The sequence below is a fragment of the Paenibacillus faecalis genome (assembly GCF_900289175.1).
Taxonomy (GTDB): domain Bacteria; phylum Bacillota; class Bacilli; order Paenibacillales; family Paenibacillaceae; genus Paenibacillus_AQ; species Paenibacillus_AQ faecalis.
Genome location: NZ_LT985747.1, coordinates 1,610,891 through 1,633,572, shown reverse-complemented (window position 1 = coordinate 1,633,572; position 22,682 = coordinate 1,610,891). Strand labels below are relative to the sequence as shown.

The window sequence follows — 22,682 nt, the reverse complement described above, 5'->3', positions numbered from 1 at the left end:
AGCCGTTACTAAACTTTAATTTTGAAGGGAGACTATTCGAATGGCAAGAGAGTTCTCCTTGAAAAATACACGTAATATCGGGATTATGGCGCATATTGACGCTGGTAAGACCACGACAACAGAGCGTATCTTGTTCTATACCGGTCGTACTCATAAAATCGGTGAAACCCACGAGGGTTCCGCTACGATGGACTGGATGGAGCAAGAGCAGGAGCGCGGAATTACGATTACTTCCGCTGCGACTACCGCTCAATGGAAAGGTCATCGCGTTAATATTATCGACACCCCGGGGCACGTTGACTTCACTGTAGAGGTTGAACGTTCCCTTCGTGTATTGGATGGGGCAGTAGGTGTATTCAGTGCGAAAGAGGGCGTAGAGCCTCAGTCGGAAACCGTATGGAGACAAGCAGACCGTTATGGTGTGCCACGGATCGCATACGTAAACAAAATGGATATTATCGGTGCTGATTTCCTCAATGTTGTTAACGACATGAGAGATCGTCTCCAAGCCAATGCGGTAGCTATTCAGCTTCCTATTGGCGCGGAAGCAGATTTTAACGGCATCATCGATATTATCAAGGAAAAAGCTTATATGTATAAAGATGACCTTGGTCAAAATGTCGAAGAAACCGATATTCCTGAGGAATACAAGGATCAAGTTGAAGAGCTTCGAAACGATCTGGTTGAGAAGGTTGCAGAACTTGATGAAGATTTGACGATGAAATACCTCGAAGGTGAAGAGATCACGGTTGACGAGATCAAAGCAGCCCTTCGTAAAGGTGTAGTAGAAGTTAAAATCTTCCCAGTAATCTGCGGTTCTTCTTATCGTAACAAAGGGGTTCAGCTGATGCTGGATGCTGTTATCGATTACTTGCCAGCTCCAACGGATGTTCCTAGCATCAAAGGTCAATTGGAAGATGGTAGTGAAGTAGAGCGTCACTCGTCTGACGATGAGCCGTTCGCTGCGCTGGCATTTAAAATCATGACAGACCCTTATGTTGGTAAGTTGACGTTCTTCCGTGTGTACTCCGGTGTTTTGCAATCCGGCTCTTACGTACTGAATGCAACGAAAAACAAACGCGAACGTATCGGACGTATCCTTCAGATGCATGCAAACAGCCGTCAGGAAATCACCGTGGTATATTCCGGTGATATCGCAGCTGCTGTAGGTTTGAAAGATACGGGAACAGGTGATACACTGTGTGATGAGAAGAATCCAGTTATTCTCGAATCCATGAATTTCCCTGATCCGGTTATCGAGATCGCAGTTGAACCTAAAACCAAAGCTGACCAAGATAAAATGGGTGTAGCTTTAGGTAAATTGACTGAAGAGGACCCTACTCTTCGTGCTCATACAGATGAAGAAACCGGCCAAACGATCTTGGCAGGTATGGGTGAGCTTCACTTGGACGTTATCATCGACCGTATGCGTCGTGAGTTCAAGGTAGAAACCAATGTGGGTAAACCACAGGTAGCTTATCGTGAAACCTTCCGTACACCTGCGCGTGTTGAAGGTAAATTCGTCCGTCAGTCCGGTGGTCGTGGTCAATACGGTCACGTATGGGTTGAGTTCGAACCTCTGGAGCCAGGTACTGGCAACCAATTCGACAGCAAAATCGTTGGTGGTGCCGTACCAAGAGAATACATTGGACCAGCACAACAAGGTATTGAGGAACAAATGAAGAACGGTGTACTTGCCGGCTTCCCGCTTGTTGACGTTAAAGCAACAATCGTAGACGGTTCCTACCATGATGTTGACTCCAGTGAAATGGCGTTTAAAATCGCCGGTTCCATGGCTCTTAAAGCAGCTAAAGACAAGTGTAACCCTGTCCTGCTTGAGCCAATCATGAAAGTAGAAGTTACTGTGCCTGAGGAATACATGGGCGACGTAATGGGTATGTTGAACTCCCGCCGTGGACGGATCGAAGGTATGGATTCCCGTGGTGGTACTCAAGTTATCCGTGCGAAAGTGCCTCTGTCCGAAATGTTCGGTTACTCTACTACACTTCGCTCCGGTACGCAAGGACGCGGTGTGTTCTCTATGGAGCTCTCACACTATGAAGAAGTTCCTAAGAACATCTCCGAAGAAATCATATCGAAAACGAATGGCGGAGAGTAAGAAAAAGTTTTTCATGCTGGGCAAAAAGGGCGGGATGAATATCCCGTTAACCTTTAGTCCGGCCCTAACATATAAATCCCCTTAAGGAGGAATTGTTCAAATGGCAAAGGCTAAATACGAACGTACTAAACCCCATGTTAACATTGGTACTATCGGTCACGTTGACCATGGTAAAACTACATTGACTGCTGCAATCACTACTGTATTGTCTACTACTTACGGTGGTGCAGCTATGTCCTTCGACCAAATCGACAAAGCTCCAGAAGAGCGCGAGCGCGGTATCACAATTTCTACTTCCCACGTAGAATATGAAACTGACACTCGTCACTATGCACACGTTGACTGCCCAGGTCACGCTGACTATGTTAAAAACATGATCACTGGTGCAGCTCAAATGGACGGCGCAATCCTGGTTGTATCCGCAGCTGACGGTCCTATGCCGCAAACTCGCGAGCACATCTTGCTGTCCCGTCAAGTAGGTGTTCCTTACATCGTTGTATTCTTGAACAAATGCGACATGGTAGAAGACGAAGAGCTTCTGGAATTGGTTGAAATGGAAGTTCGTGACCTTCTGAACGAATATGACTTCCCTGGCGATGACACTCCGATCACTCGTGGTTCCGCTCGTGAAGCTCTCATGAACCCAACTGGCGAATGGGCACAAAAAATCGTTGAAATGTTCAAAACAATCGACGAGTACATCCCACTTCCAGAGCGTGACACTGACAAACCTTTCTTGATGCCAGTTGAGGACGTATTCTCCATCACTGGTCGTGGTACTGTTGCTACAGGCCGTGTAGAGCGTGGTACGATTAAAGTTGGTGACGAGATTGAAATCGTTGGTATCGCTGAAGATATCAAGAAATCCGTTGTTACGGGCGTTGAAATGTTCCGTAAATTGCTGGACTCCGCTCAAGCTGGTGACAACATCGGTGCTCTTCTTCGCGGTGTTGACCGTACTCAAATCGAGCGTGGACAAGTATTGTCCAAGCCAGGTTCCGTTAAGCCTCACACGGAATTTACTGCTCAAGTATACGTATTGAGCAAAGAAGAAGGTGGACGTCATAAGCCATTCTTTACTGGATACCGTCCACAATTCTACTTCCGTACTACGGACGTAACTGGTGTAATCAACCTTCCAGAAGGTACTGAAATGGTTATGCCTGGTGATAACATCACCGTTACTGTTCAACTGATCGCTCCAATTGCGATTGAAGAAGGTACTAAGTTCTCCATCCGTGAAGGCGGCCGTACCGTTGGTGCAGGTTCCGTTGCTTCCATCATTAAGTAATTAAGGCTTAAAGGCCACGAATATATAAGCAACAATGTACTGTAACGAGCAACAGTGTGATGTAACGATCAATAGAGCCTGATCCTATGCGATCAGGCTCTATTTTTGAGAATAGTAGATCAGGTATGAATTACAGCGCTCATTTATATATGAAGAGAAAATTGAAGATGCAATTTAATCGGTTTGGCGGCAAGAAAAAAGTACCAGGTTTATTTTTTAATAAATAAAATAAAGTTTTGCTTGCATCGAGCCCGCCTTTTCTATATAATAATGAATGTTGTTCTGCGACGTTGCGATGATGTGAGAGGTTACTGACACACCCGGCCCCTTTGCCATGAGGTGGGTGGTCAGAAAATTTTCACGGAGTATGTCCGATACCAAATTGGGCGATAGAAGGAGGGAATGAAATGGCAAAGCAAAAAATTCGTATTCGTTTGAAAGCATACGACCACAGAATTCTTGATCAATCCGCAGAGAAAATTGTTGAAACAGCAAAACGTTCGGGTGCAGGTGTATCCGGTCCGATTCCGCTTCCAACTGAAAAACAAGTGATTACTATTCTCCGTGCGGTGCACAAGTATAAGGACTCTCGGGAGCAATTCGAGATGCGTACACATAAACGCTTGATCGATATCGTAAACCCGACTCCACAAACTGTGGATGCCTTGATGCGCTTGGACCTGCCGTCCGGTGTAGATATCGAAATTAAATTGTAAGACAAGAAGAATGAATTAGTGAGAGAAAAGAGGTGTCAACATGAAAGGTATCTTAGGGAGAAAACTTGGAATGACTCAAGTGTTTACCGCTGAAGGTAATGTAATTCCTGTAACGGTTATCGAAGCAGGACCTTGTGTTGTTTTGCAAAAGAAAGACCAGGAGAACGACGGATACGAAGCTATTCAAATCGGTTTCCTCGATAAGAAAGAGAATACTTCCAATAAACCAGAAGCAGGACATGCGAAAAAAGCAAATACTGCACCTAAGCGCTACGTTCGCGAAATTCGCGGTGTTGACCTCGCGAGTGTCGAGGTTGGACAAGAAGTAAAGGTAGATATCTTTGCAGAAGGCGAATTTGTTGACGTAACAGGGATTTCCAAAGGTAAAGGTTTCCAAGGTGTTATCAAACGTTGGGGACAAAGCCGCGGACCAATGTCTCACGGTTCCCGTTACCATCGTGGACCTGGTTCCATGGGTTCGATCCAAGCTAACCGCGTTCCTAAAGGAAAGCGTCTGCCAGGTCACATGGGTAGTGAAACGGTGACGATTCAAAAGCTTGAAATCATTAAAGTAGACGTTGATCGTAACGTGTTACTTGTTAAAGGATCTATTCCTGGACCTAGAAGAGGTCTGGTTCAAATTAAAGAAACGGTGAAGAAATAATCGACTGAAGAAAGGAGGAACAATCAATGCCTAAAGTAGCACTTTTTAATATTGAAGGCAGCCAAGTTGGCGAAGTTGAGTTGAACGATGCGGTATTTGGCATCGAGCCAAATGCACATGTTATGCATGACGCAGTATTGCTGCAACGCGCATCTTTGCGTCGTGGTACTCATAAAGTGAAAGGACGTTCTGAAGTACGTGGCGGCGGCCGTAAGCCTTGGAAACAAAAAGGTACAGGTCGTGCTCGTCAAGGTTCGATTCGTGCACCACAATGGAAAGGCGGCGGCGTAGTATTTGGACCAACTCCACGTAGCTACTCCATCAAGCTTCCTAAGAAAGTTCGTCGTTTGGCGATCAAATCCGCTTTGTCTTCTAAAGTGGTTGACAATGCAATCATCGTACTGGATCAATTGACGCTGAATGCGCCAAAAACGAAAGAGTTTGCAAACATCTTGAGTAATCTTAAGGTTGATCGCAAAGCTCTGATCGTTGCTCCTAGCTATGATGATAATGTTGCCCTTTCCGCTCGCAATATTCCTGGAGTGAAATTTGTAGCGGCTGACGGCATTAATGTTCTTGATGTACTGACATATGATCAACTGATCATTACGAAGGAAGCAGTTCAGAAGGTAGAGGAGGTGTTCGCGTAATGAAGGATCCTCGCGATATAATCAAACGCCCTGTAATCACAGAACGTACAGCTGATTACATGGTTGATCTGAAATATGCTTTCGAAGTAGATATTCGTGCGAACAAAACCGAGATTAAACAAGCGGTTGAATCTATTTTTAAGGTGAAAGTATCGAACGTGAATACGATGATCGTTCCTGCGAAACCAAAGCGTTACGGCCGTTATTCCGGTTACACAACCGAATGGAAGAAAGCAATCGTAACTCTGACACCTGACAGCAAGCCGCTTGAGTTCTTTGAAGCGGTTGAATAAGAAATTTTTGAGTAAGGAGGGAAAAATCAGTGCCTATTAAAAAGTATAAACCGACAACACCGGCGCGTCGTAACATGTCCGTTTCGACTTTCGAAGAGATTACGACAAACCAGCCGGAGAAATCGCTCTTGGCACCGCTGAGCAAAACAGCTGGCCGCAACAACCAAGGTAAAATTACAGTTCGTCACCATGGCGGCGGACATAAGCGTAAATATCGGATCATTGACTTTAAACGTACAAAAGACGGCATTCCGGGCCGCGTTGCTACGATTGAGTATGACCCGAACCGTACTTCCAACATCGCTTTGATTCACTATGCGGATGGTGAGAAACGTTACATCATCGCACCTAAAGGACTGAAAGTTGGAGATCAGGTTATTTCTGGTGCTGGTTCCGACATTAAAATCGGTAATGCTCTTCCGTTGGAGAACATTCCTGTAGGTACAGTTATCCACAACATTGAATTGCAACCAGGTAAGGGCGGACAATTGGTTCGTGCAGCTGGTACAGAAGCACAGCTTCTTGGTAAAGAAGGTAAGTATGTTACTGTACGTCTGTCTTCCGGTGAAGTTCGTCACATTCTGAAAACTTGCCGTGCTACAATCGGTGCTGTAGGTAACGGAGACCATGAGCTGCTCAAGATCGGTAAAGCTGGTCGTAGCCGTTGGCTCGGAAAACGTCCTGAAGTACGCGGTGTAGTAATGAACCCTAACGATCACCCTCACGGTGGTGGTGAAGGTCGTGCTCCAATCGGACGTAAATCTCCAGTATCTCCTTGGGGTAAACCGACCCTTGGTGCTAAGACTCGTAAAAAAGGAAAAGCCTCTGATAAATATATCGTTCGCCGTCGCACGAAGTAATACACGTTGTGCGTAGCTTCGTGCAAGGTAGCGAACTTTCGAAACAAATTTGTGAAGGGAGGATTTCTGTATGAGCCGTAGTTTGAAAAAAGGGCCTTTTGTTGACGGATACCTGCTTAAAAAAGTGGAAGAAATGAATGATTCCAACAAAAAAGCTGTGATCAAAACTTGGTCCCGTCGTTCCACGATTTTCCCGCAATTTATTGGTCACACGTTCGGCGTTTATGATGGACGTAAACACGTGCCTGTATATGTAACGGAAGATATGGTGGGTCACAAGTTGGGCGAATTCGCGCCAACACGTACCTATAAAGGTCACGAAGACGACAAGAAAACAAGAAGATAATTTAAGAAGCTCTTTGTTTGAGAGGAGGTTAAACAATGGAAGCAAAAGCACAGGCAAGAATGATTCGGATTGCTCCTCGTAAAGCTCAACTCGTTGTTGACTTGATTCGCGGTAAGCAAGTTGGTGAGGCGATCGCGATTCTTCGTCACACTCCGAAAGCCGCATCTCCTGTTGTGGAGAAATTGCTTAACTCAGCTATTGCCAATGCTGAGCATAACTACTCTATGGATGTTAGCAAGTTGGTCGTAACTCAAGCTTACGTCAACCAAGGTCCGACAATGAAACGTTTCCGTCCTCGTGCGATGGGGCGTGCAAGCCGGATTAACAAACGTACCAGCCACATTACTTTGGTGGTAGCTGAAAAATAAGGAGGGAAAACGTGTGGGCCAAAAGGTGAATCCAGTAGGACTCCGTGTCGGTATTATCCGTGACTGGGAATCCAAATGGTATGCAGATAAAGATTTTGGTGATCTTTTGCTAGAAGACGTTAAAATCCGTGAATACCTGAAAAACAAGTTGAAAGACTCCGCTGTATCCCGTATTGAAATCGAGAGAGCAGCGAATCGTGTGAACGTAACGATCCACACTGCGAAACCAGGTATGGTTATCGGTAAAGGTGGTTCGGAAGTTGAAATCCTGCGTGGTCAAGTGACTAAGATTGCAGGTGGTAAGAAAGTACACATCAATATTTCTGAAATCAAAAACCCTGAGCTGGATGCAATTCTTGTTGCTGAGAGCATTGCACAACAATTGGAGCGTCGTGTTTCATTCCGTCGTGCATTGAAACAAGCGATTCAAAGAACGATGCGTGCTGGTGCTAAAGGGATTAAAACATCGGTCAGCGGACGTCTTGGCGGAGCCGAGATCGCTCGTACAGAAGGCTACAGTGAAGGAACTGTTCCACTTCATACGCTTCGTGCAGACATCGACTATGGTACAGCAGAAGCGCATACGACTTACGGCCGTATTGGCGTGAAAGTATGGATCTATCGTGGAGAGGTTCTTCCTACGGCTAAGAAACAAGCTGCTAAGGAAGGAGGCAACTAATCATGTTGGTACCAAAACGTGTAAAATACCGCAAGCAACAGCGCGGCCATATGAGAGGCCAAGCAAAAGGCGGTACTGAACTGAACTTCGGCGAATTCGGCCTGCAAGCTACAGAGCCAGGCTGGATCACGAACCGCCAAATCGAAGCAGCGCGTATTGCGATGACTCGTTACATCCGTCGTGGCGGTAAAGTTTGGATCAAGATTTTCCCAGACAAGCCGATCACTCAAAAGCCTCTCGAGGTGCGGATGGGTAGCGGTAAAGGTAATGTTGAAAAATGGGTTTCTGTTGTAAAACCAGGCAAGATTATGTTTGAACTTGGAGGCGTGCCTGAGGAAATCGCGCGCGAAGCGATGCGTCTTGCCGCTCACAAGCTGCCTGTGAAAACGAAGTTTGTGAAACGTGAAGAAGTGGGTGGTGAAGCAAATGAAAGCTAATGAACTGCGCAACTTAACCACTGCAGAAATCGAGCAAAAAATCGCCGGATTTAAAGAAGAACTCTTTAATCTCCGTTTTCAATTGGCTACTGGCCAGCTTGATAATCCAACCCGGATTCGCGACGTGCGCAAAGAAATAGCTCGTGCTAAAACCGTTATCCGTGAAAGAGAACTTGGGATTAGTTAATGAAAAAGACGATCTCGTCTGCATTCAGGAAGGAGGCTAACAATGAGCGAAGAACGCAATGCTCGTAAAGTGCAAGTTGGTAAAGTTGTCAGCGATAAAATGGATAAAACCATTGTTGTAGCTGTTGAGACTTATAAGAAGCATAGCTTGTATCATAAGCGCATTAAATACACGAAAAAGTTTAAAGCGCATGATGAGAACAATACGGCTAAAATCGGAGATACCGTTAAAATCATGGAAACTCGTCCTCTGTCCAAAGATAAGCGTTGGAGACTTGTTGAAGTGGTAGAGAAAGCGGTCACCATCTAAGACGTAATCAGTTTTCCGAAAGGAGGATATTTAAATGATTCAACCATTTACACGCTTGACTGTTGCCGATAACTCCGGTGCGAAGGAACTGATGTGTATCCGCGTATTGGGTGGAACAGGTCGCCGTGCGGCTCATATCGGTGATTTGATCGTATGTTCTGTCAAACAAGCAACACCTGGCGGCGTTGTCAAAAAAGGCGATATCGTTAAGGCGGTTGTTGTTCGCACTAAACGTTCCGTTCGTCGGAAAGATGGATCATATATCGCATTTGACGAGAACGCAGCGGTTGTTGTCAGAGACGATAAAAGCCCACGTGGAACTCGTATTTTCGGACCAGTTGCTCGCGAGCTTCGCGAAAGAGACTTCATGAAAATCGTTTCCTTGGCTCCGGAAGTAATCTAATCGGATAAGTAATGCTTGCATGAAGCAGGCCCCAGGAGGTGTAACGAATGCCTAGAGTGAAAAAAGTTCTGGAATCTCACAACAATAAATTGCACGTGAAGAAGGACGATACAGTTATCGTCATCAGCGGTAAAGATAAAGGGAAAAAAGGCCGCGTGATCGCAGCATACCCTCGTGAGAACCGCGTTTTGGTGGAAGGTGTGAACATGATTAAAAAGCATCAGAAACCAAACCAGCAAAACCCGCAGGGCGGTATTATCGAGCAAGAAGCTCCGATTCATGTCTCGAACGTAATGCATGTTGATCCGAAGAACGGAGGCGTAACCCGTATCGGTTACAAAGTGTTGGACAACGGCAAAAAAGTTCGTGTTGCTAAGAAATCTGGAGCAGTAATCGATAAATAAGTTGTAAGAAAGGAGGTCCTTGAATCATGGCAATAAGAATGAAAGAACGTTTTCTGAATGAAGTAACTCCTGCCTTGATGCAGAAGTTCAACTATAAAACGGTAATGCAAGTACCTAAAGTTGAGAAAGTAGTTATCAACATGGGTGTGGGTGACGCTGTTGCTAACTCCAAAGTACTTGATTCCGCAGTAAATGATATGCAATTGATTGCTGGTCAAAAACCGGTCATCACACGCGCAAAGAAATCCATCGCCGGATTCAAACTGCGTGAAAACATGCCTATCGGCGTTAAAGTAACTCTGCGCGGCGAGCGTATGTATTACTTCCTTGACAAGTTGTTCAATGTTACGCTTCCACGTGTCCGCGACTTCCGTGGTGTGTCCACCAAAGCTTTCGACGGACGTGGTAACTATACACTCGGATTGAAAGAGCAGCTCATCTTCCCAGAGATCGAGTATGACAAAGTAGATAAAGTTCGTGGTATGGATATCGTAATCGTTACAACGGCTAAAACTGACGAAGAGTCCCGCGAACTGCTTGCTCAACTGGGCATGCCTTTTGCGAAATAAGACGGTTTCTCCGAAACTATTTAGGAGGTGTCAGGCTAAGTGGCAAAAACTTCGATGAAAGTTAAACAACAACGCAAACCTAAGTTCAAAGTACGGGCTTATACCCGTTGTGAGCGTTGTGGTCGTCCACATTCGGTACTGCAGAAGTTTAAAATTTGCAGAATTTGTTTCCGTGAATTAGCTTATAAAGGCCAGATTCCTGGCGTGAAAAAAGCAAGCTGGTAAGAAGTTTATAACCGGGAAGGAGGTTTACCCCACATGACTATGTCCGATCCAATTGCAGATATGCTTACTCGTATTCGTAACGCTAATACAGTGCGTCACGAAACAGTAGAAATGCCTGCTTCAACGATTAAGAAACAAATCGCTGACATCTTGAAGCGTGAAGGTTTCATCCGTGATGCGGAATTTGTGGAAGATAACAAACAAGGGATCATCCGCGTTTTCCTGAAGTACGGCGCAAACAACGAACGTGTTATTACAGGTCTGAAAAGAATTAGTAAACCAGGTCTTCGCGTGTACACGAAAAGCAATGAAGTGCCTCGTGTTCTCGGCGGACTGGGTATTGCGATCATCTCCACATCTAAAGGAGTTATGACCGACAAAGAAGCTCGTCAAGCCAAAACCGGCGGAGAAGTTCTCTGCTACGTATGGTAATCAACGTCACAAGATAGGAGGTGTAAGTGAATGTCCCGTATTGGTCGTAAACCAATTGCTATCCCAAACGGTGTGGAAGTCACACTTGATAACTCTGTAATTACAGTTAAAGGACCGAAAGGTACTCTGACTCGTGAACTGCATAAAGACATGCAGGTTACAGTAGAAAATAACGAAATCAATGTTGTTCGGCCTTCCGACAACAAAACTCATCGTTCTCTTCACGGTACGACCCGCAGCATTGTTTCTAACATGGTTAGCGGCGTAACTGAAGGATTCGCGAAAAACCTGGAGCTGGTTGGTGTCGGATATCGTGCCAGCAAATCCGGAGATAAAGTGGTTCTGAACGTGGGTTACTCCCATCCGGTTGAAATTACACCGGAGCCAGGAATCGAATTCGAAGTAGCTTCCAACACGAAAATCACCGTCAAAGGAATCGATAAAGAGCGCGTAGGTGCATACGCAGCTAAGATCCGTTCCGTTCGTGAGCCTGAGCCTTACAAAGGTAAAGGGATTAAATATGAAGGTGAGCGTATTATTCGTAAGGAAGGTAAGGCTGGTAAGAAGAAATAAGGTAGTAACCTTCGGGATTACCCGTTGGCTTGCTAGCCTGTTTGTCCTTACTTACCCGATGAGTCTAAAAGTGAAGCTGTTTAGGCAAAACTGAAGGGAGTGAAAGGGAAGCATGATCACAAAACAAGACAAGAATAAAGCTCGTCTGAAAAGACATTTGCGTGTGCGGAAAAAAATCCAGGGCACTGCAGAGCGTCCTCGTCTGAATGTGTTCCGTTCTTCGAAGCACATTTATGCTCAACTGATCGATGATGTAGCCGGCGTAACCTTGGCTTCGGCTTCTACATTGGATAAAGAATTGAGCGGTGAGATCCAAAACGGCGGTAACGTTGAGTCTGCTCGTAAAGTTGGCGAACTCGTTGCAAAACGTGCAGCTGAAAAAGGTTATAAATCGGTCGTATTTGACCGTGGTGGATATTTGTATCATGGACGTATTCAAGCATTGGCTGACGCAGCTCGCGAAGCTGGCCTTGAATTCTAAGATATTTTCAAAAGGAGGTAAACGACTTTGCGTGTAGATCCTAACACTTTAGAACTGACTGAAAGAGTAGTGAATATTAACCGCGTTGCTAAAGTTGTAAAAGGCGGACGCCGCTTTAGCTTTAGCGCATTGGTAGTTGTCGGGGATGGAAAAGGTTGGGTTGGTGCAGGTATTGGTAAAGCTGGCGAAGTGCCGGATGCAATCCGCAAAGCTATTGAAGATGCCAAGAAAAACCTGATCCACATTCCATTAGTAGGAACAACGATTCCTCACCCAGTAACGGGTCATTTCGGTGCGGGCCGTGTGCTTTTGAAGCCAGCATCAGAAGGTACCGGGGTTATCGCTGGCGGACCGGTTCGTGCAGTACTCGAACTTGCTGGCGTAGGCGATATTTTGACAAAATCATTAGGTTCTTCGAACTCCATGAATATGGTCAATGCGACTTTGGAAGGACTGTCCCGTCTGAAGCGTGTTGAAGAAGTTGCCAAGCTTCGCGGCAAATCCGTCGAAGAGCTGTTGGGTTAAGGAGGGAATCTCATGGCTAAACTTGAAATCACCCTCGTACGCAGCGTGATCGGCCGTTCGGAAGATCAGCGTGTGACCGTGAAAACTCTTGGATTGCGTAAAATCAACCATTCTGTGGTTCATAATGACAGTCCAGCTATTCGCGGAATGATTAAAAAAGTAAGTCACTTGGTTTCGGTTCAAGAAATCGAAGGTTAGTCCCGGGGAAGGATCCCGGATATATTAAGGAGGTGCAACGAACGATGAAGTTACATGAGCTGAGCCCAGCTCCTGGTTCACGGAAAGAACGCAAACGCGTTGGACGCGGACCAAGTAGCGGTACGGGTAAAACATCAGGTCGAGGTCACAAAGGACAAAACGCTCGTTCCGGCGGTGGTGTACGTCCAGGCTTCGAGGGCGGACAAAACCCGCTGTATCGTCGTCTGCCTAAACGCGGTTTTGTGAATCCAACTCGGAAAGAGTACGCGGTTGTGAACATCGAAGAACTGAACAGCTTTGCAGCAGGTACCGAAGTTACTCCAGAAGTTTTGGTCGAGAGCGGAATCGTGAAAAATACGAAGAGCGGCATCAAAGTTCTTGGTAACGGTGAAGTTACTGTTAAGTTGACTGTAAAAGCGAATAAGTTCTCTCAATCTGCGGTAGAGAAGATCGAGGCTGCCGGCGGTAAAACCGAGGTGATCTAATGTTTAAAACCCTGAAAAATATATGGCGTGTAGAAGATCTTCGCAAACGTATTTTATTCACCTTGTTCGTACTGTTTGTATTCCGTATCGGTTCATTCGTACCGGTTCCGGGTGTAAACACCGATGTGTTTGTTCAGGCAAACCAGGCAGGGAATGAATTGTTTGGTCTCCTCAACACGTTCTCGGGGGGCGCACTTCAGCAATTCTCGATTTTCGCCCTTTCGATCTTTCCATATATTACATCGTCCATTATCGTACAGTTGATGTCGATGGACGTCATTCCGAAGTTTGCGGAATGGGCCAAACAAGGGGAACATGGTAAAAAACAACTAGCTCAAATTACTCGTTATGGTACGATACTGTTGGGCTTCATTCAAGCTTTCGCGTTGTCCATCGGTTTCAACCGTCTCTACGGAACCGAAATGATACTAAACGCAACATTTGTTGATTACCTCGTTATCGCGATCGTGCTCACTGCGGGTACAGCTTTCTTGATGTGGCTCGGTGAGCAAGTGACGGAACATGGAATCGGGAACGGTATTTCGATCATTATCTTTGCTGGTATCGTTGCAGCTATTCCAACGCATATTCGTACAACGATCGAATCTGAATTTATTCAAGACAATCAGGCTTTCATGAACACCTTGAAGGTTGTTATCCTTCTTCTGGTGCTGGCTCTGATCGTTATTGGGGTAGTGTTTATTCAGCAAGGTATCCGTAAAATCCCGGTACAGTATGCGAAGCGGGTTGTAGGAAACAAGATGTACGGTGGACAGAACACGCACATTCCATTGAAAATCAATGCCGCTGGCGTTATTCCGGTTATCTTTGCAATGTCGTTGCTTCAGTTCCCTGTTATTCTTGCAAGCTTCTGGTCTACACTGCCTTGGGCTAAGTGGGTTACCACTTACCTTGCATATGACCAACCGCTCGGTATGGTTCTCTTTGTTATCATGGTCATTGGTTTCACATTCTTCTACACCTTCGTGCAGATGAATCCAAATCAGATGGCTGACAATATGAAGAAGAACGGCGGCTATATTCCAGGTATTCGCCCGGGTAAAGCTACCGAGAAGTATTTGACTCGGGTTATGACCCGTTTGACAATGACAGGATCTATCTTCCTGGCATTCATCTCTGTACTGCCTGTGTTCTTAGGAGCACTAGCTAACCTTCCTCGTACGGTTCAAATCGGTGGTACTTCTTTGCTGATCGTTGTCGGTGTTGCACTGGATACGATGAAGCAGATTGAAAGCCAGTTGATCAAACGTCATTACAAAGGATTTATTAATAAATAGTCGATAGGTTCCGGTTAGTGTCAACTGCTTCCGGCACCTATTGTGCTGTTCTTACTATAAGTTAGGAGGAGGGACTAAGGTGAATATCTTGATTATGGGCCCTCCTGGGGCTGGAAAGGGAACACAAGCAGAATCCATTGTCAATGAATTTGGCGTTCCTCATATCTCTACAGGCGATGCATTTCGTCTGGCGATCAAACAAGGAACTCCGATCGGAATCAAAGCGAAAGAATACATGGACAAAGGCCTGCTGGTACCTGATGACGTGACGATTGGTATTGTGGAAGAACGTCTGCAGCAGTCCGATTGCGAAAAAGGTTTTTTATTGGACGGTTTTCCAAGAACCCTTTCGCAAGCGGAAGCGCTGGATGACATCCTTTCTCGTTTGAATACGAAGCTCGACCATGTCATCAACCTGAGAGTTGACCGTGAAAAGCTGATGGCTCGTCTTACCGGAAGGCGAATCTGCAAGAATTGCGGCGCGACGTATCATGTGCTCTTCAATCCGCCTAAACAGGAAGGTATTTGTGATAAATGCGGCGGTGAATTGTATCAACGCTCCGACGATCAGGAAGAGAGCGTAGGCATTCGCTTGGACGAATATATCAACAAAACGGCACCACTCCTCACATTTTATGAACAAAAAGGTCTTCTGCGTCAAATTGATGGTGATCAGGAAATCGGCGCGGTTTCCACTGAAATTGCGTCAGTACTGCGAGGTTAAGTGTAATGATCATTTGTAAATCCGAAAAGGAACTGGGTCTGATGAGAGAGGCAGGGCGGATTGTGGCTGAATGTCATAAACTCCTTTCTGCTCATATCGAGCCTGGTATAACTACCGAGGAACTGGATCAAATGGCCGACCGATTCATTCGCAGTCAAGGCGCCGTGCCGTCTTTTAAAGGCTACAACGGATTTCCTTCCAGCATTTGCGCATCAGTTAATGAAGAATTGGTGCATGGATTTCCAAGCAAACGCAAATTAATCGAAGGCGATATCGTTACGTTTGATATCGGTGCACAGTATGAGGGTTACCACGGTGACTCAGCATGGACCTACCCAGTAGGGAAGATTACCGAAGAAGCCCAGCGTCTGCTGGATGTGACGGAAGGTTCTCTTTATGCCGGACTTGCGCTGATCAAACCCGATGTCCGCTTGTTTACAATCTCTCATGCCATACAGCGTCATATCGAGGACGCAGGGTTCTCTGTCGTTCGCGAGTACGTAGGTCATGGTGTGGGCACCGACTTGCATGAAGATCCGCAAATTCCGAACTACGGCATCCCGGATCGGGGGCCAAGACTCAAACCGGGTATGGTTTTGGCGATTGAGCCGATGGTTAACGCCGGCAAGCGCCATGTCAAGACGTTGGAAGATAATTGGACGGTCGTTACGGTTGACGGCTCATTGTGTGCTCATTTTGAACATACTGTGGCTGTCACTCCAGATGGCATGGAAATCCTGACGAAATTGGCTGATTAGGTGATTGATTTGAACAAAGAATTGATTCCGCAAATCGGTCAGATCGTCAAAGTTTTGAGAGGCAGAGATGCTGATCAATATGCCGTTATCGTTTCGATAGAAGACAGCAAGTTTGTAACTATTGCGGATGGGAACAAACGAAAGTTTGACCAGGCGAAGAAGAAAAATCTGATTCATCTGGAACTCCAATCCTTCATAAGCAGTGAGGTTGTAAACAGTTTGCAAGAAAGCGGTCGGGTAACGAATGGGAAGCTGCGGTTTGCCATTAACCAATTTTTATCCGACAAATCCAATGCTGATCAGAAAGGAGAATAACTGTGGCCAAAGAAGATGTTATTGAAGTTGAAGGTACGGTTATAGAACCGCTGCCGAATGCAACATTTAGAGTCGAGCTGGAGAATGGTCATCAAATTCTCGCTCACGTTTCCGGGAAGCTGCGGATGCACTTTATCCGCATCCTTACAGGTGACAAAGTGGTCATACAATTATCACCATATGATTTGACCAAAGGTCGTATCACTTACCGTAAATAGCATGACGTTCCCCTGGGGAACAAAGGAAAGCTGCGAAGCGGTTTTACTGGTGTAAAACTCAGCAGCGGTTACGAACAGTTTTGCAGCTGCAAAACGACAGTCTAGTTTTCGAAGCTGGTTTTACAAACGTAAAACTTGGAGGAGGTAATTAACATGAAGGTAAGACCTTCTGTGAAGCCTATTTGCGAAAAATGCAAAGTCATTCGTCGCAAAGGCAATGTAATGGTTATCTGTGAAAATCCAAAGCACAAACAAAAACAAGGTTAAAGAAGGGGGTGTAGCGTAATGGCTCGTATAGCTGGTGTGGATTTGCCACGTGACAAACGCGTTGAGATCGCCTTGACTTACATTTTCGGAATCGGTAAAACGACTTCTCAGAAAATTATTAAAGAAGCAGGCATCAATCCGGACACTCGTGTTCGTGATCTTACGGAAGATGAAGTTGGTAAATTGCGTGAAACGATCGACAAAGGTGTTAAGGTAGAAGGTGACCTTCGTCGTGAAATTTCCTTGAATATTAAACGTTTGACTGAGATCGGTTGCTACCGCGGTGTTCGCCACCGTCGTGGATTGCCGGTTCGTGGACAACGTACTAAAACGAATGCTCGTACACGGAAAGGTCCTCGTCGTACGGTAGCGAACAAGAAGAAATAAGAAAGGGGGATAACAGACAATGGCTAAAGCAAAAAAAGTCGTACGTACTAAACGTCGTGACCGCAAAAATATTGAGTCTGGCGTGGCACATATTCGTTCCACGTTCAACAATACGATCGTAACGATTACGGATCCCCACGGAAATGCTATTTCTTGGGCGAGCTCCGGCGGCATGGGCTTCAAAGGCTCCCGTAAATCCACTCCATTCGCAGCACAAATGGCTGCTGAAACAGCTGCTAAAGCTGCAATGGAACATGGTATGAAGTCCGTTGAAGTCATGGTTAAAGGACCAGGTGCCGGTCGTGAAGCAGCGATTCGTTCCCTGCAAGCAGCAGGTCTGGAAGTTAACCTTATTAAGGACGTAACACCAATCCCGCATAACGGATGCCGCCCACCAAAACGTCGTCGCGTATAATGAAGTCATCCTGTTATGTGGTATAAATCCGGTGCAATCTGCTAAGAATGGTTGTTTAGGCATACTACATGGATTAGTGGATAAGATGACAGTTTCATATAGGAGCGACGTTTGAAGGAGGGGTACTTGCGTGATTGAAATCGAAAAGCCGAAAATTGAGACCGTTGATGTCAATGAAGAAGGAACCTATGGGAAATTCGTAGTAGAGCCGCTAGAGCGTGGGTATGGTACAACGCTGGGGAATTCACTTCGGCGCATTCTGTTGTCCTCACTGCCTGGTGCAGCTGTAACATCTGTTCAGATTGACGGTGTTCTGCATGAGTTCTCCACTATTCCTGGTGTCATGGAAGATGTGACTGAAATCATTTTGAACCTGAAAGCTTTGTCGTTGAAGATCCATTCCGATGAAGAAAAAGTGTTCGAGATTGATGCGGAAGGCGAAGGAGTTGTTACCGCTGGCGACATTCGCGCGGATAGTGATGTGGAGATTCTTAATCCGGATCTTCATATTGCAACGCTTGGCCCTGGTGCGAGACTTCACATGCGAATTTTTGCCAGTCGCGGTCGTGGCTATGTCCAGGCGGATCGGAACAAACGCGATGACCAGCCTATCGGCGTCATTCCCGTCGATTCGATCTATACACCGATTAACCGTGTAAACTACGGTGTAGAAAATACGCGTGTTGGTCAGGTAACCAACTATGATAAGTTGACACTCGAAATCTGGACCGATGGTAGCATTCGGCCGGAAGAGGCTGTCAGCCTCGGTGCTAAGGTTCTGACTGAACATCTGTTCCTGTTTGTCGGTTTGACTGATGAAGCCAAGGATGCAGAGATCATGGTTGAAAAAGAAGAAGACAAGAAAGAAAAAGTGCTTGAAATGACGATCGAAGAGCTGGATCTCTCCGTTCGTTCCTACAACTGTCTCAAGCGTGCCGGTATTAATACGGTACAAGAGCTGACTACGAAAACGGAAGAGGATATGATGAAGGTTCGTAACTTGGGCCGCAAATCCTTGGAAGAAGTTCAGGAAAAGCTTGCTGAGCTCGGTTTGGGACTCCGTACGGAAGAATAGTTCGAGATCGTTCTAGCAAAGGAGGGAAAACACATGGCATATCAAAAGTTGGGCCGCGACTCCAGTGCGCGTAAAGCGTTGTTCCGTGACCTGGTGACCGACCTTTTCCTATATGAGCGCATTCAAACAACTGAAGCTAAAGCTAAAGAAGTTCGCTCGATCGCTGAGAAGCTGATTACGAAGGCAAAGCGTAACGACTTGCATTCTCGTCGTCAAGTAGCTGCATTCGTACGTCGCGAGACTGTTGATGGTGAACAAGATGCTATTCAAAAATTGTTCTCCGAAATCGCACCACGTTATGCTGAGCGTCCAGGTGGATACACTCGTATCCTGAAGCTGGGACCTCGTCGTGGTGACGCAGCTCCGATGGTTTACTTGGAACTGGTAGATCGCGCGTAGTTTACTCGATCCCGTTAGACTAATGTTTGATGCTGGGATGCCAACACATCCGAACATCAGAGTAAGCACTGCATTCTGAAGTGACTGTAGTTATGTATGCCCGGCTGTACACTTGTTTATCCATCAAGGATAAATAAGCTTTCAGCCTAACCACTCGGGTCGTGGTTCGAGATGGAACATAGCCGTTTTTCGGCTCATCTCGGCTACCCCAGGGGCATCGTAAGCAAGGACCTTCTAGTCATGCGGCTGAACATATACAATAAGGGATCGGCTGGCATGATGAAAAGGAGCTCCTTGGGGGCTCTTTTTTAAAAGTATAAGGAAATATCTTTCACATGAATCATGAAATATCTTTCGAAGAAACGCACATCATCTTTACGCAGGATGTCAAAAGCGTTTCTTCTTGGATATTAAATGATTCGTATATTTCCTGCCGGTATCCGCCTTTTGTGCAGGTAGCGCTGCGTAATTGGCAGTTGACTAAATGCTAGGATTCCAGCTTAGTTCTGTTTGAAGGCAGCCTAAGGAAGTGAACCAGGAGGGGAACCATGCGTAATCTTCTGATGAAGGTCACTTATGACGGAACCAACTATAATGGCTTTCAGACCCAGCCTGGAGGAAACACAGTACAGGATTTATTGGAAGAAGCAATTGAATGGCTTTCTGGTGAGAAGCTAAAGATTACGGCTTCAGGACGGACAGATGCCGGTGTGCATGCACGCGGGCAGGTGTTTAATTTCTATACCGTTTCCAAAATCCCGGTAGAACGTTGGTGTATGGCACTGAATACACGGTTGCCTGAGGACATCATCGTTACGGATGCGATGGAAGTACCGCTTGAGTTTCATTCACGTCGGGAGGCAAGACAGAAGACGTATCGATACACGATCAATGCCAATCAGTTTCCCGATCCGTTTCAACGGAAGTATCAGTTCCATCATCATGGCCGACTGGATATATCTGCAATGGAACAAGGGCTACGCCATTTAATTGGTACTCATGATTTTACAACCTTTGCTTCAAAAAAATCGACGAAACCATCACATGTACGGACGATTTACGATGCCTGGATCGAGACAGACACAAGTATGTGTCGTCCAGGTACAAGAGATCAGGGCATTATCCATACATTTGTGACGGGAAATGGATTTTTACAGCATATGGTCAGAATTATTATGGGAACGCTCATACAAGTGGGAGAAGGAAAACGAACACCGGAGAACATCTCTGAAATACTGGAAATTAAAAACCGGGCTGCAGCTGGTCCTACAGCGGTGAGCAAAGGATTAATGCTTTGGGATGTTGAATACGATATACTTCTTTGATGAAACCCGATTCTGCATAATACGTATCATCCCACCTATTGGGTTAGAAACACGTATTTTTCAAAAATATGAGGAGGGTTTATTTCATGAAATGTCCGGTGTGTAATGACGTGCGGTTGCGTGAAGTACAAAAGGACGACGTTATGATCGATATCTGCCCTGAGTGTAAAGGGGTATGGCTCGATCGCGGGGAACTTGAGAAGCTTATGCAAGAAGTTCGTGAAGTGCGGCCAGCATTTAATGAATGGTATGATAAGCATGAGGATGATCGCAAATATTACCGTAACGATGAGGACTATCGCCCATCGGGGAGAGAAACGGAATATGGCAAGCGATACCCGCACCATGGACAGGGCTATTATAAGAAAAAGAAGAAAAAATCGGTGCTCGATGTTTTTGGCGATCTGTTTGATTAAGCTGTAAAAAACGTTTATACCACCAGAAAAATCGCTTGCGATTTAACGGCTGTTGCTGTATTATATAAGTTGTGTTTTCTTGGCGGCTCTCCCACAGCCCCGGTCAAGAAAATGCCGAAAATAATCCATCACTTAAAAAAATGTATGATATATGAACGAAGATAGATGAAGAAAATTCAAGTTGAATTTTCGGATGAAAACAAGGAGGAACTATTCATGCGTACCACTTATATGGCGAAGCCAAATGAAGTTGAGCGTTCTTGGTACATCGTTGATGCGGAAGGCCAAACGCTTGGTCGTCTGGCAAGCGAAGTTGCTGCTTTGATTCGCGGTAAACATAAGCCACAATTTACTCCACATGTTGATACAGGAGATTTTGTAATTGTAATCAACGCTGAGAAAATCGCTTTGACAGGCAAGAAAATGACTAACAAGAAATACTATCGTCACTCCATGCATCCAGGTGGATTAAAAGTGACTTCTGCTGAAGATATGATTAAAAAATTCCCTGAGCGTGTGATCGAAAGCGCAGTTCACGGTATGCTTCCTAAAACTCGTATGGGCGAGAAAATGAAGCTGAGACTCAAAGCTTATGCAGGCACAGCACATCCACACGAAGCTCAAAAACCAGAAGTTTACGAACTTCGCGGTTAAAATTAAAAGGAGGACAGTTTCATGGCACAAGTACAATACTATGGGACAGGTCGTCGTAAGCACTCGGTAGCACGTGTTCGCCTTGTACCGGGTGAAGGACGAATTGTTATTAATAAACGTGACATCAATGAATACTTCGGTTTAGAAACTCTTAAACTGATCGTTAAACAACCTTTGAATCTGACAGAAACATTGGGCAAATATGACGTTCTCGTCATCGCTCATGGCGGCGGTATTTCCGGTCAAGCTGGTGCAATCCGTCACGGGATTTCCCGTGCATTGCTGAAAGCTGATCCTGAACTTCGGGGTTCTCTGAAAAAAGCTGGATTCCTGACTCGTGACCCACGCATGAAAGAGCGTAAGAAATACGGTCTTAAAGCGGCTCGTCGCGCACCTCAGTTCTCCAAGCGTTAATATCCTTTTATGTATCAAGCAAACTCAGCCCTTGGCCTTTATTGGTCAGGGGTTTTTGTTTTTGAGTCAGAAAGAGCCGTGACCATATTTTGACCATATATTTTTTTGACCATGTATGACCTCATACATCCATAAACTTTTCGAAGCGTGTTGCTGTTTGTTCTTTGAACGTTTTAGTGACGTGAGTATAGATGTTCATGGTCATTTTAATATCAGAGTGTCCTAGACGCTCCTGAACCTCTTTAATGCTGACTCTTGCTTCAAATAGGAGAGAGGTATGAGTTCCGCAGAGCGATTTTTTAAAGGGAATAACACCTTAACATATCGAATACTCCATCCTTGATTAAAAGTGCTAATAAGCGCCTCCTTTTTGAGCCGTGACTGGATGCGGTTAAAGGATGGATCTCCAGACGCAAGCCGACGCGTAAACAAGGGTCGGTAAATAAAAAAAGGCCCGCCATCAAGACGGGTTATTCCAGAGTGGATATAATGGAATCCACTTTTACTTTTATTTCCGGACGGCGATCTACATATTCCTGAAAGGCTTCCTGCAGCAACGCTCGTTGATCCGTCTCGGTCACGAAAGCCCAAGTACGGAGTAGTTTTACAAATTCATCAGGAAAGCGAAACGATAACGGTTTAGACATAAGCATTACCTCCTGTTCTTCAAAGCTTGGAACAGTGCAGCCAGTGAAACGATTAAGGCAGCAACAGCGATGACAAGGGTTAGTGTTTCCATTGTGGCGCCTCCTATTTTAGTAAATTATATTTTACAAAAAAGTATTAAGAGGGTATGATAAGCA

Annotated in this window: 38 protein-coding genes and 1 pseudogene; 37 read left to right on the top strand and 2 right to left on the bottom strand. The window is 45.5% G+C overall.

Annotated features, from left to right (window positions below; genetic code table 11):
- The first annotated feature begins 40 nt into the window (after nucleotides 1-40).
- The 37 genes from fusA to rpsI all read left to right on the top strand — a co-directional run bounded on the left by fusA (nucleotide 41) and on the right by rpsI (nucleotide 21,879).
- On the top strand, nucleotides 41-2,119 hold the full coding sequence (gene fusA / locus C8268_RS07985) for an elongation factor G (RefSeq protein WP_106767170.1): 2,079 nt from the start codon (nucleotides 41-43) through the stop codon (nucleotides 2,117-2,119).
- 100 nt (nucleotides 2,120-2,219) lie between these two features.
- The gene (gene tuf, locus C8268_RS07980) at nucleotides 2,220-3,410 is read left to right on the top strand and encodes an elongation factor Tu (protein WP_106767169.1); all 1,191 of its coding nucleotides are present in this window, start codon (nucleotides 2,220-2,222) and stop codon (nucleotides 3,408-3,410) included.
- 407 nt (nucleotides 3,411-3,817) lie between these two features.
- Nucleotides 3,818-4,126: a 30S ribosomal protein S10 gene (gene rpsJ, locus C8268_RS07975; protein WP_006676490.1), complete on the top strand. Its 309-nt coding sequence runs from the start codon at nucleotides 3,818-3,820 to the stop codon at nucleotides 4,124-4,126.
- 40 nt (nucleotides 4,127-4,166) lie between these two features.
- Nucleotides 4,167-4,790, top strand: a complete 624-nt coding sequence (gene rplC / locus C8268_RS07970) for a 50S ribosomal protein L3 (RefSeq protein WP_106767168.1) — start codon at nucleotides 4,167-4,169, stop codon at nucleotides 4,788-4,790.
- Between the two features lie 26 nt (nucleotides 4,791-4,816).
- A complete protein-coding gene (gene rplD / locus C8268_RS07965) occupies nucleotides 4,817-5,440 on the top strand; it encodes a 50S ribosomal protein L4 (RefSeq protein WP_106767167.1) in 624 nt (207 codons plus the stop codon).
- Nucleotides 5,440-5,733 carry a 50S ribosomal protein L23 gene (gene rplW / locus C8268_RS07960; protein WP_106767166.1) on the top strand — a complete coding sequence of 98 codons (294 nt, stop codon included), beginning with the start codon at nucleotides 5,440-5,442 and terminating at the stop codon, nucleotides 5,731-5,733. The genes rplD and rplW overlap by 1 nt, the downstream gene beginning before the upstream one ends.
- A gap of 29 nt (nucleotides 5,734-5,762) precedes the next feature.
- Nucleotides 5,763-6,593, top strand: a complete 831-nt coding sequence (gene rplB / locus C8268_RS07955; protein ID WP_106767165.1) for a 50S ribosomal protein L2 — start codon at nucleotides 5,763-5,765, stop codon at nucleotides 6,591-6,593.
- Nucleotides 6,594-6,663: 70 nt separating this feature from the next.
- Nucleotides 6,664-6,939, top strand: coding sequence for a 30S ribosomal protein S19 (gene rpsS / locus C8268_RS07950; protein WP_106767164.1), 276 nt, complete (start codon nucleotides 6,664-6,666; stop codon nucleotides 6,937-6,939).
- A 35-nt stretch (nucleotides 6,940-6,974) separates the two neighbouring features.
- On the top strand, nucleotides 6,975-7,307 hold the full coding sequence (rplV, locus tag C8268_RS07945) for a 50S ribosomal protein L22 (protein ID WP_106767163.1): 333 nt from the start codon (nucleotides 6,975-6,977) through the stop codon (nucleotides 7,305-7,307).
- A 13-nt stretch (nucleotides 7,308-7,320) separates the two neighbouring features.
- On the top strand, nucleotides 7,321-7,986 hold the full coding sequence (gene rpsC / locus C8268_RS07940) for a 30S ribosomal protein S3 (protein WP_106767162.1): 666 nt from the start codon (nucleotides 7,321-7,323) through the stop codon (nucleotides 7,984-7,986).
- 2 nt (nucleotides 7,987-7,988) lie between these two features.
- Entirely contained in the window at nucleotides 7,989-8,423 is a 435-nt protein-coding gene (gene rplP / locus C8268_RS07935) for a 50S ribosomal protein L16 (RefSeq protein ID WP_106767161.1), read from the top strand.
- Nucleotides 8,413-8,610, top strand: a complete 198-nt coding sequence (gene rpmC / locus C8268_RS07930; RefSeq protein WP_007132561.1) for a 50S ribosomal protein L29 — start codon at nucleotides 8,413-8,415, stop codon at nucleotides 8,608-8,610. Before rplP ends, rpmC begins: the two co-directional genes overlap by 11 nt.
- Nucleotides 8,611-8,652: 42 nt before the next feature.
- Nucleotides 8,653-8,919: a 30S ribosomal protein S17 gene (rpsQ, locus tag C8268_RS07925; protein ID WP_106767160.1), complete on the top strand. Its 267-nt coding sequence runs from the start codon at nucleotides 8,653-8,655 to the stop codon at nucleotides 8,917-8,919.
- 34 nt (nucleotides 8,920-8,953) lie between these two features.
- Nucleotides 8,954-9,322, top strand: a complete 369-nt coding sequence (rplN, locus tag C8268_RS07920) for a 50S ribosomal protein L14 (RefSeq protein ID WP_106767159.1) — start codon at nucleotides 8,954-8,956, stop codon at nucleotides 9,320-9,322.
- A 47-nt stretch (nucleotides 9,323-9,369) separates the two neighbouring features.
- Nucleotides 9,370-9,726: a 50S ribosomal protein L24 gene (gene rplX / locus C8268_RS07915; RefSeq protein WP_106767158.1), complete on the top strand. Its 357-nt coding sequence runs from the start codon at nucleotides 9,370-9,372 to the stop codon at nucleotides 9,724-9,726.
- A 26-nt stretch (nucleotides 9,727-9,752) separates the two neighbouring features.
- Complete coding sequence (rplE, locus tag C8268_RS07910; protein ID WP_106767157.1) at nucleotides 9,753-10,295, top strand: 50S ribosomal protein L5; 543 nt, start codon at nucleotides 9,753-9,755, stop codon at nucleotides 10,293-10,295.
- A 39-nt stretch (nucleotides 10,296-10,334) separates the two neighbouring features.
- The gene (locus tag C8268_RS07905; protein WP_062490520.1) at nucleotides 10,335-10,520 is read left to right on the top strand and encodes a type Z 30S ribosomal protein S14; all 186 of its coding nucleotides are present in this window, start codon (nucleotides 10,335-10,337) and stop codon (nucleotides 10,518-10,520) included.
- A gap of 33 nt (nucleotides 10,521-10,553) precedes the next feature.
- The gene (gene rpsH, locus C8268_RS07900) at nucleotides 10,554-10,952 is read left to right on the top strand and encodes a 30S ribosomal protein S8 (RefSeq protein WP_106767156.1); all 399 of its coding nucleotides are present in this window, start codon (nucleotides 10,554-10,556) and stop codon (nucleotides 10,950-10,952) included.
- 30 nt (nucleotides 10,953-10,982) lie between these two features.
- Complete coding sequence (rplF, locus tag C8268_RS07895) at nucleotides 10,983-11,525, top strand: 50S ribosomal protein L6 (RefSeq protein ID WP_106767155.1); 543 nt, start codon at nucleotides 10,983-10,985, stop codon at nucleotides 11,523-11,525.
- 112 nt (nucleotides 11,526-11,637) lie between these two features.
- Nucleotides 11,638-12,006: a 50S ribosomal protein L18 gene (gene rplR / locus C8268_RS07890; RefSeq protein ID WP_106767154.1), complete on the top strand. Its 369-nt coding sequence runs from the start codon at nucleotides 11,638-11,640 to the stop codon at nucleotides 12,004-12,006.
- A gap of 27 nt (nucleotides 12,007-12,033) precedes the next feature.
- A complete protein-coding gene (gene rpsE / locus C8268_RS07885) occupies nucleotides 12,034-12,531 on the top strand; it encodes a 30S ribosomal protein S5 (protein WP_106767153.1) in 498 nt (165 codons plus the stop codon).
- Between the two features lie 12 nt (nucleotides 12,532-12,543).
- Entirely contained in the window at nucleotides 12,544-12,729 is a 186-nt protein-coding gene (gene rpmD / locus C8268_RS07880) for a 50S ribosomal protein L30 (RefSeq protein WP_106767152.1), read from the top strand.
- A gap of 44 nt (nucleotides 12,730-12,773) precedes the next feature.
- On the top strand, nucleotides 12,774-13,214 hold the full coding sequence (gene rplO, locus C8268_RS07875) for a 50S ribosomal protein L15 (RefSeq protein ID WP_106767151.1): 441 nt from the start codon (nucleotides 12,774-12,776) through the stop codon (nucleotides 13,212-13,214).
- Nucleotides 13,214-14,512 (top strand): preprotein translocase subunit SecY, encoded by a 1,299-nt coding sequence (secY, locus tag C8268_RS07870; RefSeq protein WP_106767150.1) that lies wholly within the window; start codon nucleotides 13,214-13,216, stop codon nucleotides 14,510-14,512. The genes rplO and secY overlap by 1 nt, the downstream gene beginning before the upstream one ends.
- Before the next feature lie 79 nt (nucleotides 14,513-14,591).
- Nucleotides 14,592-15,236 carry an adenylate kinase gene (locus C8268_RS07865; RefSeq protein ID WP_106767149.1) on the top strand — a complete coding sequence of 215 codons (645 nt, stop codon included), beginning with the start codon at nucleotides 14,592-14,594 and terminating at the stop codon, nucleotides 15,234-15,236.
- Between the two features lie 5 nt (nucleotides 15,237-15,241).
- Nucleotides 15,242-15,994, top strand: a complete 753-nt coding sequence (gene map / locus C8268_RS07860; RefSeq protein ID WP_106767148.1) for a type I methionyl aminopeptidase — start codon at nucleotides 15,242-15,244, stop codon at nucleotides 15,992-15,994.
- Between the two features lie 9 nt (nucleotides 15,995-16,003).
- Nucleotides 16,004-16,309 (top strand): KOW domain-containing RNA-binding protein, encoded by a 306-nt coding sequence (locus C8268_RS07855; protein WP_106767147.1) that lies wholly within the window; start codon nucleotides 16,004-16,006, stop codon nucleotides 16,307-16,309.
- Between the two features lie 2 nt (nucleotides 16,310-16,311).
- Nucleotides 16,312-16,527 (top strand): translation initiation factor IF-1, encoded by a 216-nt coding sequence (gene infA / locus C8268_RS07850; protein WP_054956046.1) that lies wholly within the window; start codon nucleotides 16,312-16,314, stop codon nucleotides 16,525-16,527.
- A 153-nt stretch (nucleotides 16,528-16,680) separates the two neighbouring features.
- Nucleotides 16,681-16,794: a 50S ribosomal protein L36 gene (gene rpmJ, locus C8268_RS07845; protein ID WP_003333770.1), complete on the top strand. Its 114-nt coding sequence runs from the start codon at nucleotides 16,681-16,683 to the stop codon at nucleotides 16,792-16,794.
- An 18-nt stretch (nucleotides 16,795-16,812) separates the two neighbouring features.
- On the top strand, nucleotides 16,813-17,181 hold the full coding sequence (rpsM, locus tag C8268_RS07840) for a 30S ribosomal protein S13 (RefSeq protein ID WP_106767146.1): 369 nt from the start codon (nucleotides 16,813-16,815) through the stop codon (nucleotides 17,179-17,181).
- Nucleotides 17,182-17,200: 19 nt separating this feature from the next.
- Nucleotides 17,201-17,596: a 30S ribosomal protein S11 gene (gene rpsK / locus C8268_RS07835; RefSeq protein WP_106767145.1), complete on the top strand. Its 396-nt coding sequence runs from the start codon at nucleotides 17,201-17,203 to the stop codon at nucleotides 17,594-17,596.
- Between the two features lie 130 nt (nucleotides 17,597-17,726).
- Nucleotides 17,727-18,671, top strand: a complete 945-nt coding sequence (locus C8268_RS07830; protein ID WP_106767144.1) for a DNA-directed RNA polymerase subunit alpha — start codon at nucleotides 17,727-17,729, stop codon at nucleotides 18,669-18,671.
- A 33-nt stretch (nucleotides 18,672-18,704) separates the two neighbouring features.
- Nucleotides 18,705-19,070 (top strand): 50S ribosomal protein L17, encoded by a 366-nt coding sequence (gene rplQ, locus C8268_RS07825; protein WP_106767143.1) that lies wholly within the window; start codon nucleotides 18,705-18,707, stop codon nucleotides 19,068-19,070.
- 548 nt (nucleotides 19,071-19,618) lie between these two features.
- Complete coding sequence (gene truA, locus C8268_RS07820) at nucleotides 19,619-20,395, top strand: tRNA pseudouridine(38-40) synthase TruA (RefSeq protein WP_106767142.1); 777 nt, start codon at nucleotides 19,619-19,621, stop codon at nucleotides 20,393-20,395.
- Nucleotides 20,396-20,481: 86 nt separating this feature from the next.
- A complete protein-coding gene (locus C8268_RS07815; RefSeq protein WP_106767141.1) occupies nucleotides 20,482-20,811 on the top strand; it encodes a TFIIB-type zinc ribbon-containing protein in 330 nt (109 codons plus the stop codon).
- Between the two features lie 216 nt (nucleotides 20,812-21,027).
- A complete protein-coding gene (rplM, locus tag C8268_RS07810) occupies nucleotides 21,028-21,465 on the top strand; it encodes a 50S ribosomal protein L13 (RefSeq protein WP_106767140.1) in 438 nt (145 codons plus the stop codon).
- Between the two features lie 21 nt (nucleotides 21,466-21,486).
- Nucleotides 21,487-21,879, top strand: a complete 393-nt coding sequence (gene rpsI / locus C8268_RS07805) for a 30S ribosomal protein S9 (RefSeq protein ID WP_106767139.1) — start codon at nucleotides 21,487-21,489, stop codon at nucleotides 21,877-21,879.
- Nucleotides 21,880-22,000: 121 nt separating this feature from the next.
- Here rpsI and C8268_RS07800 read toward each other — a convergent pair.
- Both C8268_RS07800 and C8268_RS22935 read right to left on the bottom strand, forming a co-directional pair.
- A pseudogene (locus tag C8268_RS07800) lies at nucleotides 22,001-22,162 on the bottom strand (tyrosine-type recombinase/integrase); the annotation flags it as partial.
- A 187-nt stretch (nucleotides 22,163-22,349) separates the two neighbouring features.
- Entirely contained in the window at nucleotides 22,350-22,526 is a 177-nt protein-coding gene (locus C8268_RS22935; RefSeq protein ID WP_199794824.1) for a hypothetical protein, read from the bottom strand.
- Nucleotides 22,527-22,682 lie beyond the last annotated feature (156 nt).

Excerpts from the sequence above, each read along its gene's own strand:
- fusA (WP_106767170.1), top strand. The coding sequence starts at position 41 with ATGGCAAGAGAGTTCTCCTTGAAAAATACACGTAATATCGGGATTATG.
- tuf (WP_106767169.1), top strand. The coding sequence starts at position 2,220 with ATGGCAAAGGCTAAATACGAACGTACTAAACCCCATGTTAACATTGGT.
- rpsJ (WP_006676490.1), top strand. The coding sequence starts at position 3,818 with ATGGCAAAGCAAAAAATTCGTATTCGTTTGAAAGCATACGACCACAGA.
- rplC (WP_106767168.1), top strand. The coding sequence starts at position 4,167 with ATGAAAGGTATCTTAGGGAGAAAACTTGGAATGACTCAAGTGTTTACC.
- rplD (WP_106767167.1), top strand. The coding sequence starts at position 4,817 with ATGCCTAAAGTAGCACTTTTTAATATTGAAGGCAGCCAAGTTGGCGAA.
- rplW (WP_106767166.1), top strand. The coding sequence starts at position 5,440 with ATGAAGGATCCTCGCGATATAATCAAACGCCCTGTAATCACAGAACGT.
- rpsS (WP_106767164.1), top strand. The coding sequence starts at position 6,664 with ATGAGCCGTAGTTTGAAAAAAGGGCCTTTTGTTGACGGATACCTGCTT.
- rplV (WP_106767163.1), top strand. The coding sequence starts at position 6,975 with ATGGAAGCAAAAGCACAGGCAAGAATGATTCGGATTGCTCCTCGTAAA.
- rplP (WP_106767161.1), top strand. The coding sequence starts at position 7,989 with ATGTTGGTACCAAAACGTGTAAAATACCGCAAGCAACAGCGCGGCCAT.
- rpmC (WP_007132561.1), top strand. The coding sequence starts at position 8,413 with ATGAAAGCTAATGAACTGCGCAACTTAACCACTGCAGAAATCGAGCAA.
- rpsQ (WP_106767160.1), top strand. The coding sequence starts at position 8,653 with ATGAGCGAAGAACGCAATGCTCGTAAAGTGCAAGTTGGTAAAGTTGTC.
- rplN (WP_106767159.1), top strand. The coding sequence starts at position 8,954 with ATGATTCAACCATTTACACGCTTGACTGTTGCCGATAACTCCGGTGCG.
- rplX (WP_106767158.1), top strand. The coding sequence starts at position 9,370 with ATGCCTAGAGTGAAAAAAGTTCTGGAATCTCACAACAATAAATTGCAC.
- rplE (WP_106767157.1), top strand. The coding sequence starts at position 9,753 with ATGGCAATAAGAATGAAAGAACGTTTTCTGAATGAAGTAACTCCTGCC.
- rpsH (WP_106767156.1), top strand. The coding sequence starts at position 10,554 with ATGACTATGTCCGATCCAATTGCAGATATGCTTACTCGTATTCGTAAC.
- rplF (WP_106767155.1), top strand. The coding sequence starts at position 10,983 with ATGTCCCGTATTGGTCGTAAACCAATTGCTATCCCAAACGGTGTGGAA.
- rplR (WP_106767154.1), top strand. The coding sequence starts at position 11,638 with ATGATCACAAAACAAGACAAGAATAAAGCTCGTCTGAAAAGACATTTG.
- rpmD (WP_106767152.1), top strand. The coding sequence starts at position 12,544 with ATGGCTAAACTTGAAATCACCCTCGTACGCAGCGTGATCGGCCGTTCG.
- rplO (WP_106767151.1), top strand. The coding sequence starts at position 12,774 with ATGAAGTTACATGAGCTGAGCCCAGCTCCTGGTTCACGGAAAGAACGC.
- secY (WP_106767150.1), top strand. The coding sequence starts at position 13,214 with ATGTTTAAAACCCTGAAAAATATATGGCGTGTAGAAGATCTTCGCAAA.
- map (WP_106767148.1), top strand. The coding sequence starts at position 15,242 with ATGATCATTTGTAAATCCGAAAAGGAACTGGGTCTGATGAGAGAGGCA.
- rpmJ (WP_003333770.1), top strand. The coding sequence starts at position 16,681 with ATGAAGGTAAGACCTTCTGTGAAGCCTATTTGCGAAAAATGCAAAGTC.
- rpsM (WP_106767146.1), top strand. The coding sequence starts at position 16,813 with ATGGCTCGTATAGCTGGTGTGGATTTGCCACGTGACAAACGCGTTGAG.
- rpsK (WP_106767145.1), top strand. The coding sequence starts at position 17,201 with ATGGCTAAAGCAAAAAAAGTCGTACGTACTAAACGTCGTGACCGCAAA.
- rplQ (WP_106767143.1), top strand. The coding sequence starts at position 18,705 with ATGGCATATCAAAAGTTGGGCCGCGACTCCAGTGCGCGTAAAGCGTTG.
- truA (WP_106767142.1), top strand. The coding sequence starts at position 19,619 with ATGCGTAATCTTCTGATGAAGGTCACTTATGACGGAACCAACTATAAT.
- C8268_RS07815 (WP_106767141.1), top strand. The coding sequence starts at position 20,482 with ATGAAATGTCCGGTGTGTAATGACGTGCGGTTGCGTGAAGTACAAAAG.
- rplM (WP_106767140.1), top strand. The coding sequence starts at position 21,028 with ATGCGTACCACTTATATGGCGAAGCCAAATGAAGTTGAGCGTTCTTGG.
- rpsI (WP_106767139.1), top strand. The coding sequence starts at position 21,487 with ATGGCACAAGTACAATACTATGGGACAGGTCGTCGTAAGCACTCGGTA.
- C8268_RS22935 (WP_199794824.1), bottom strand. The coding sequence starts at position 22,526 with ATGTCTAAACCGTTATCGTTTCGCTTTCCTGATGAATTTGTAAAACTA.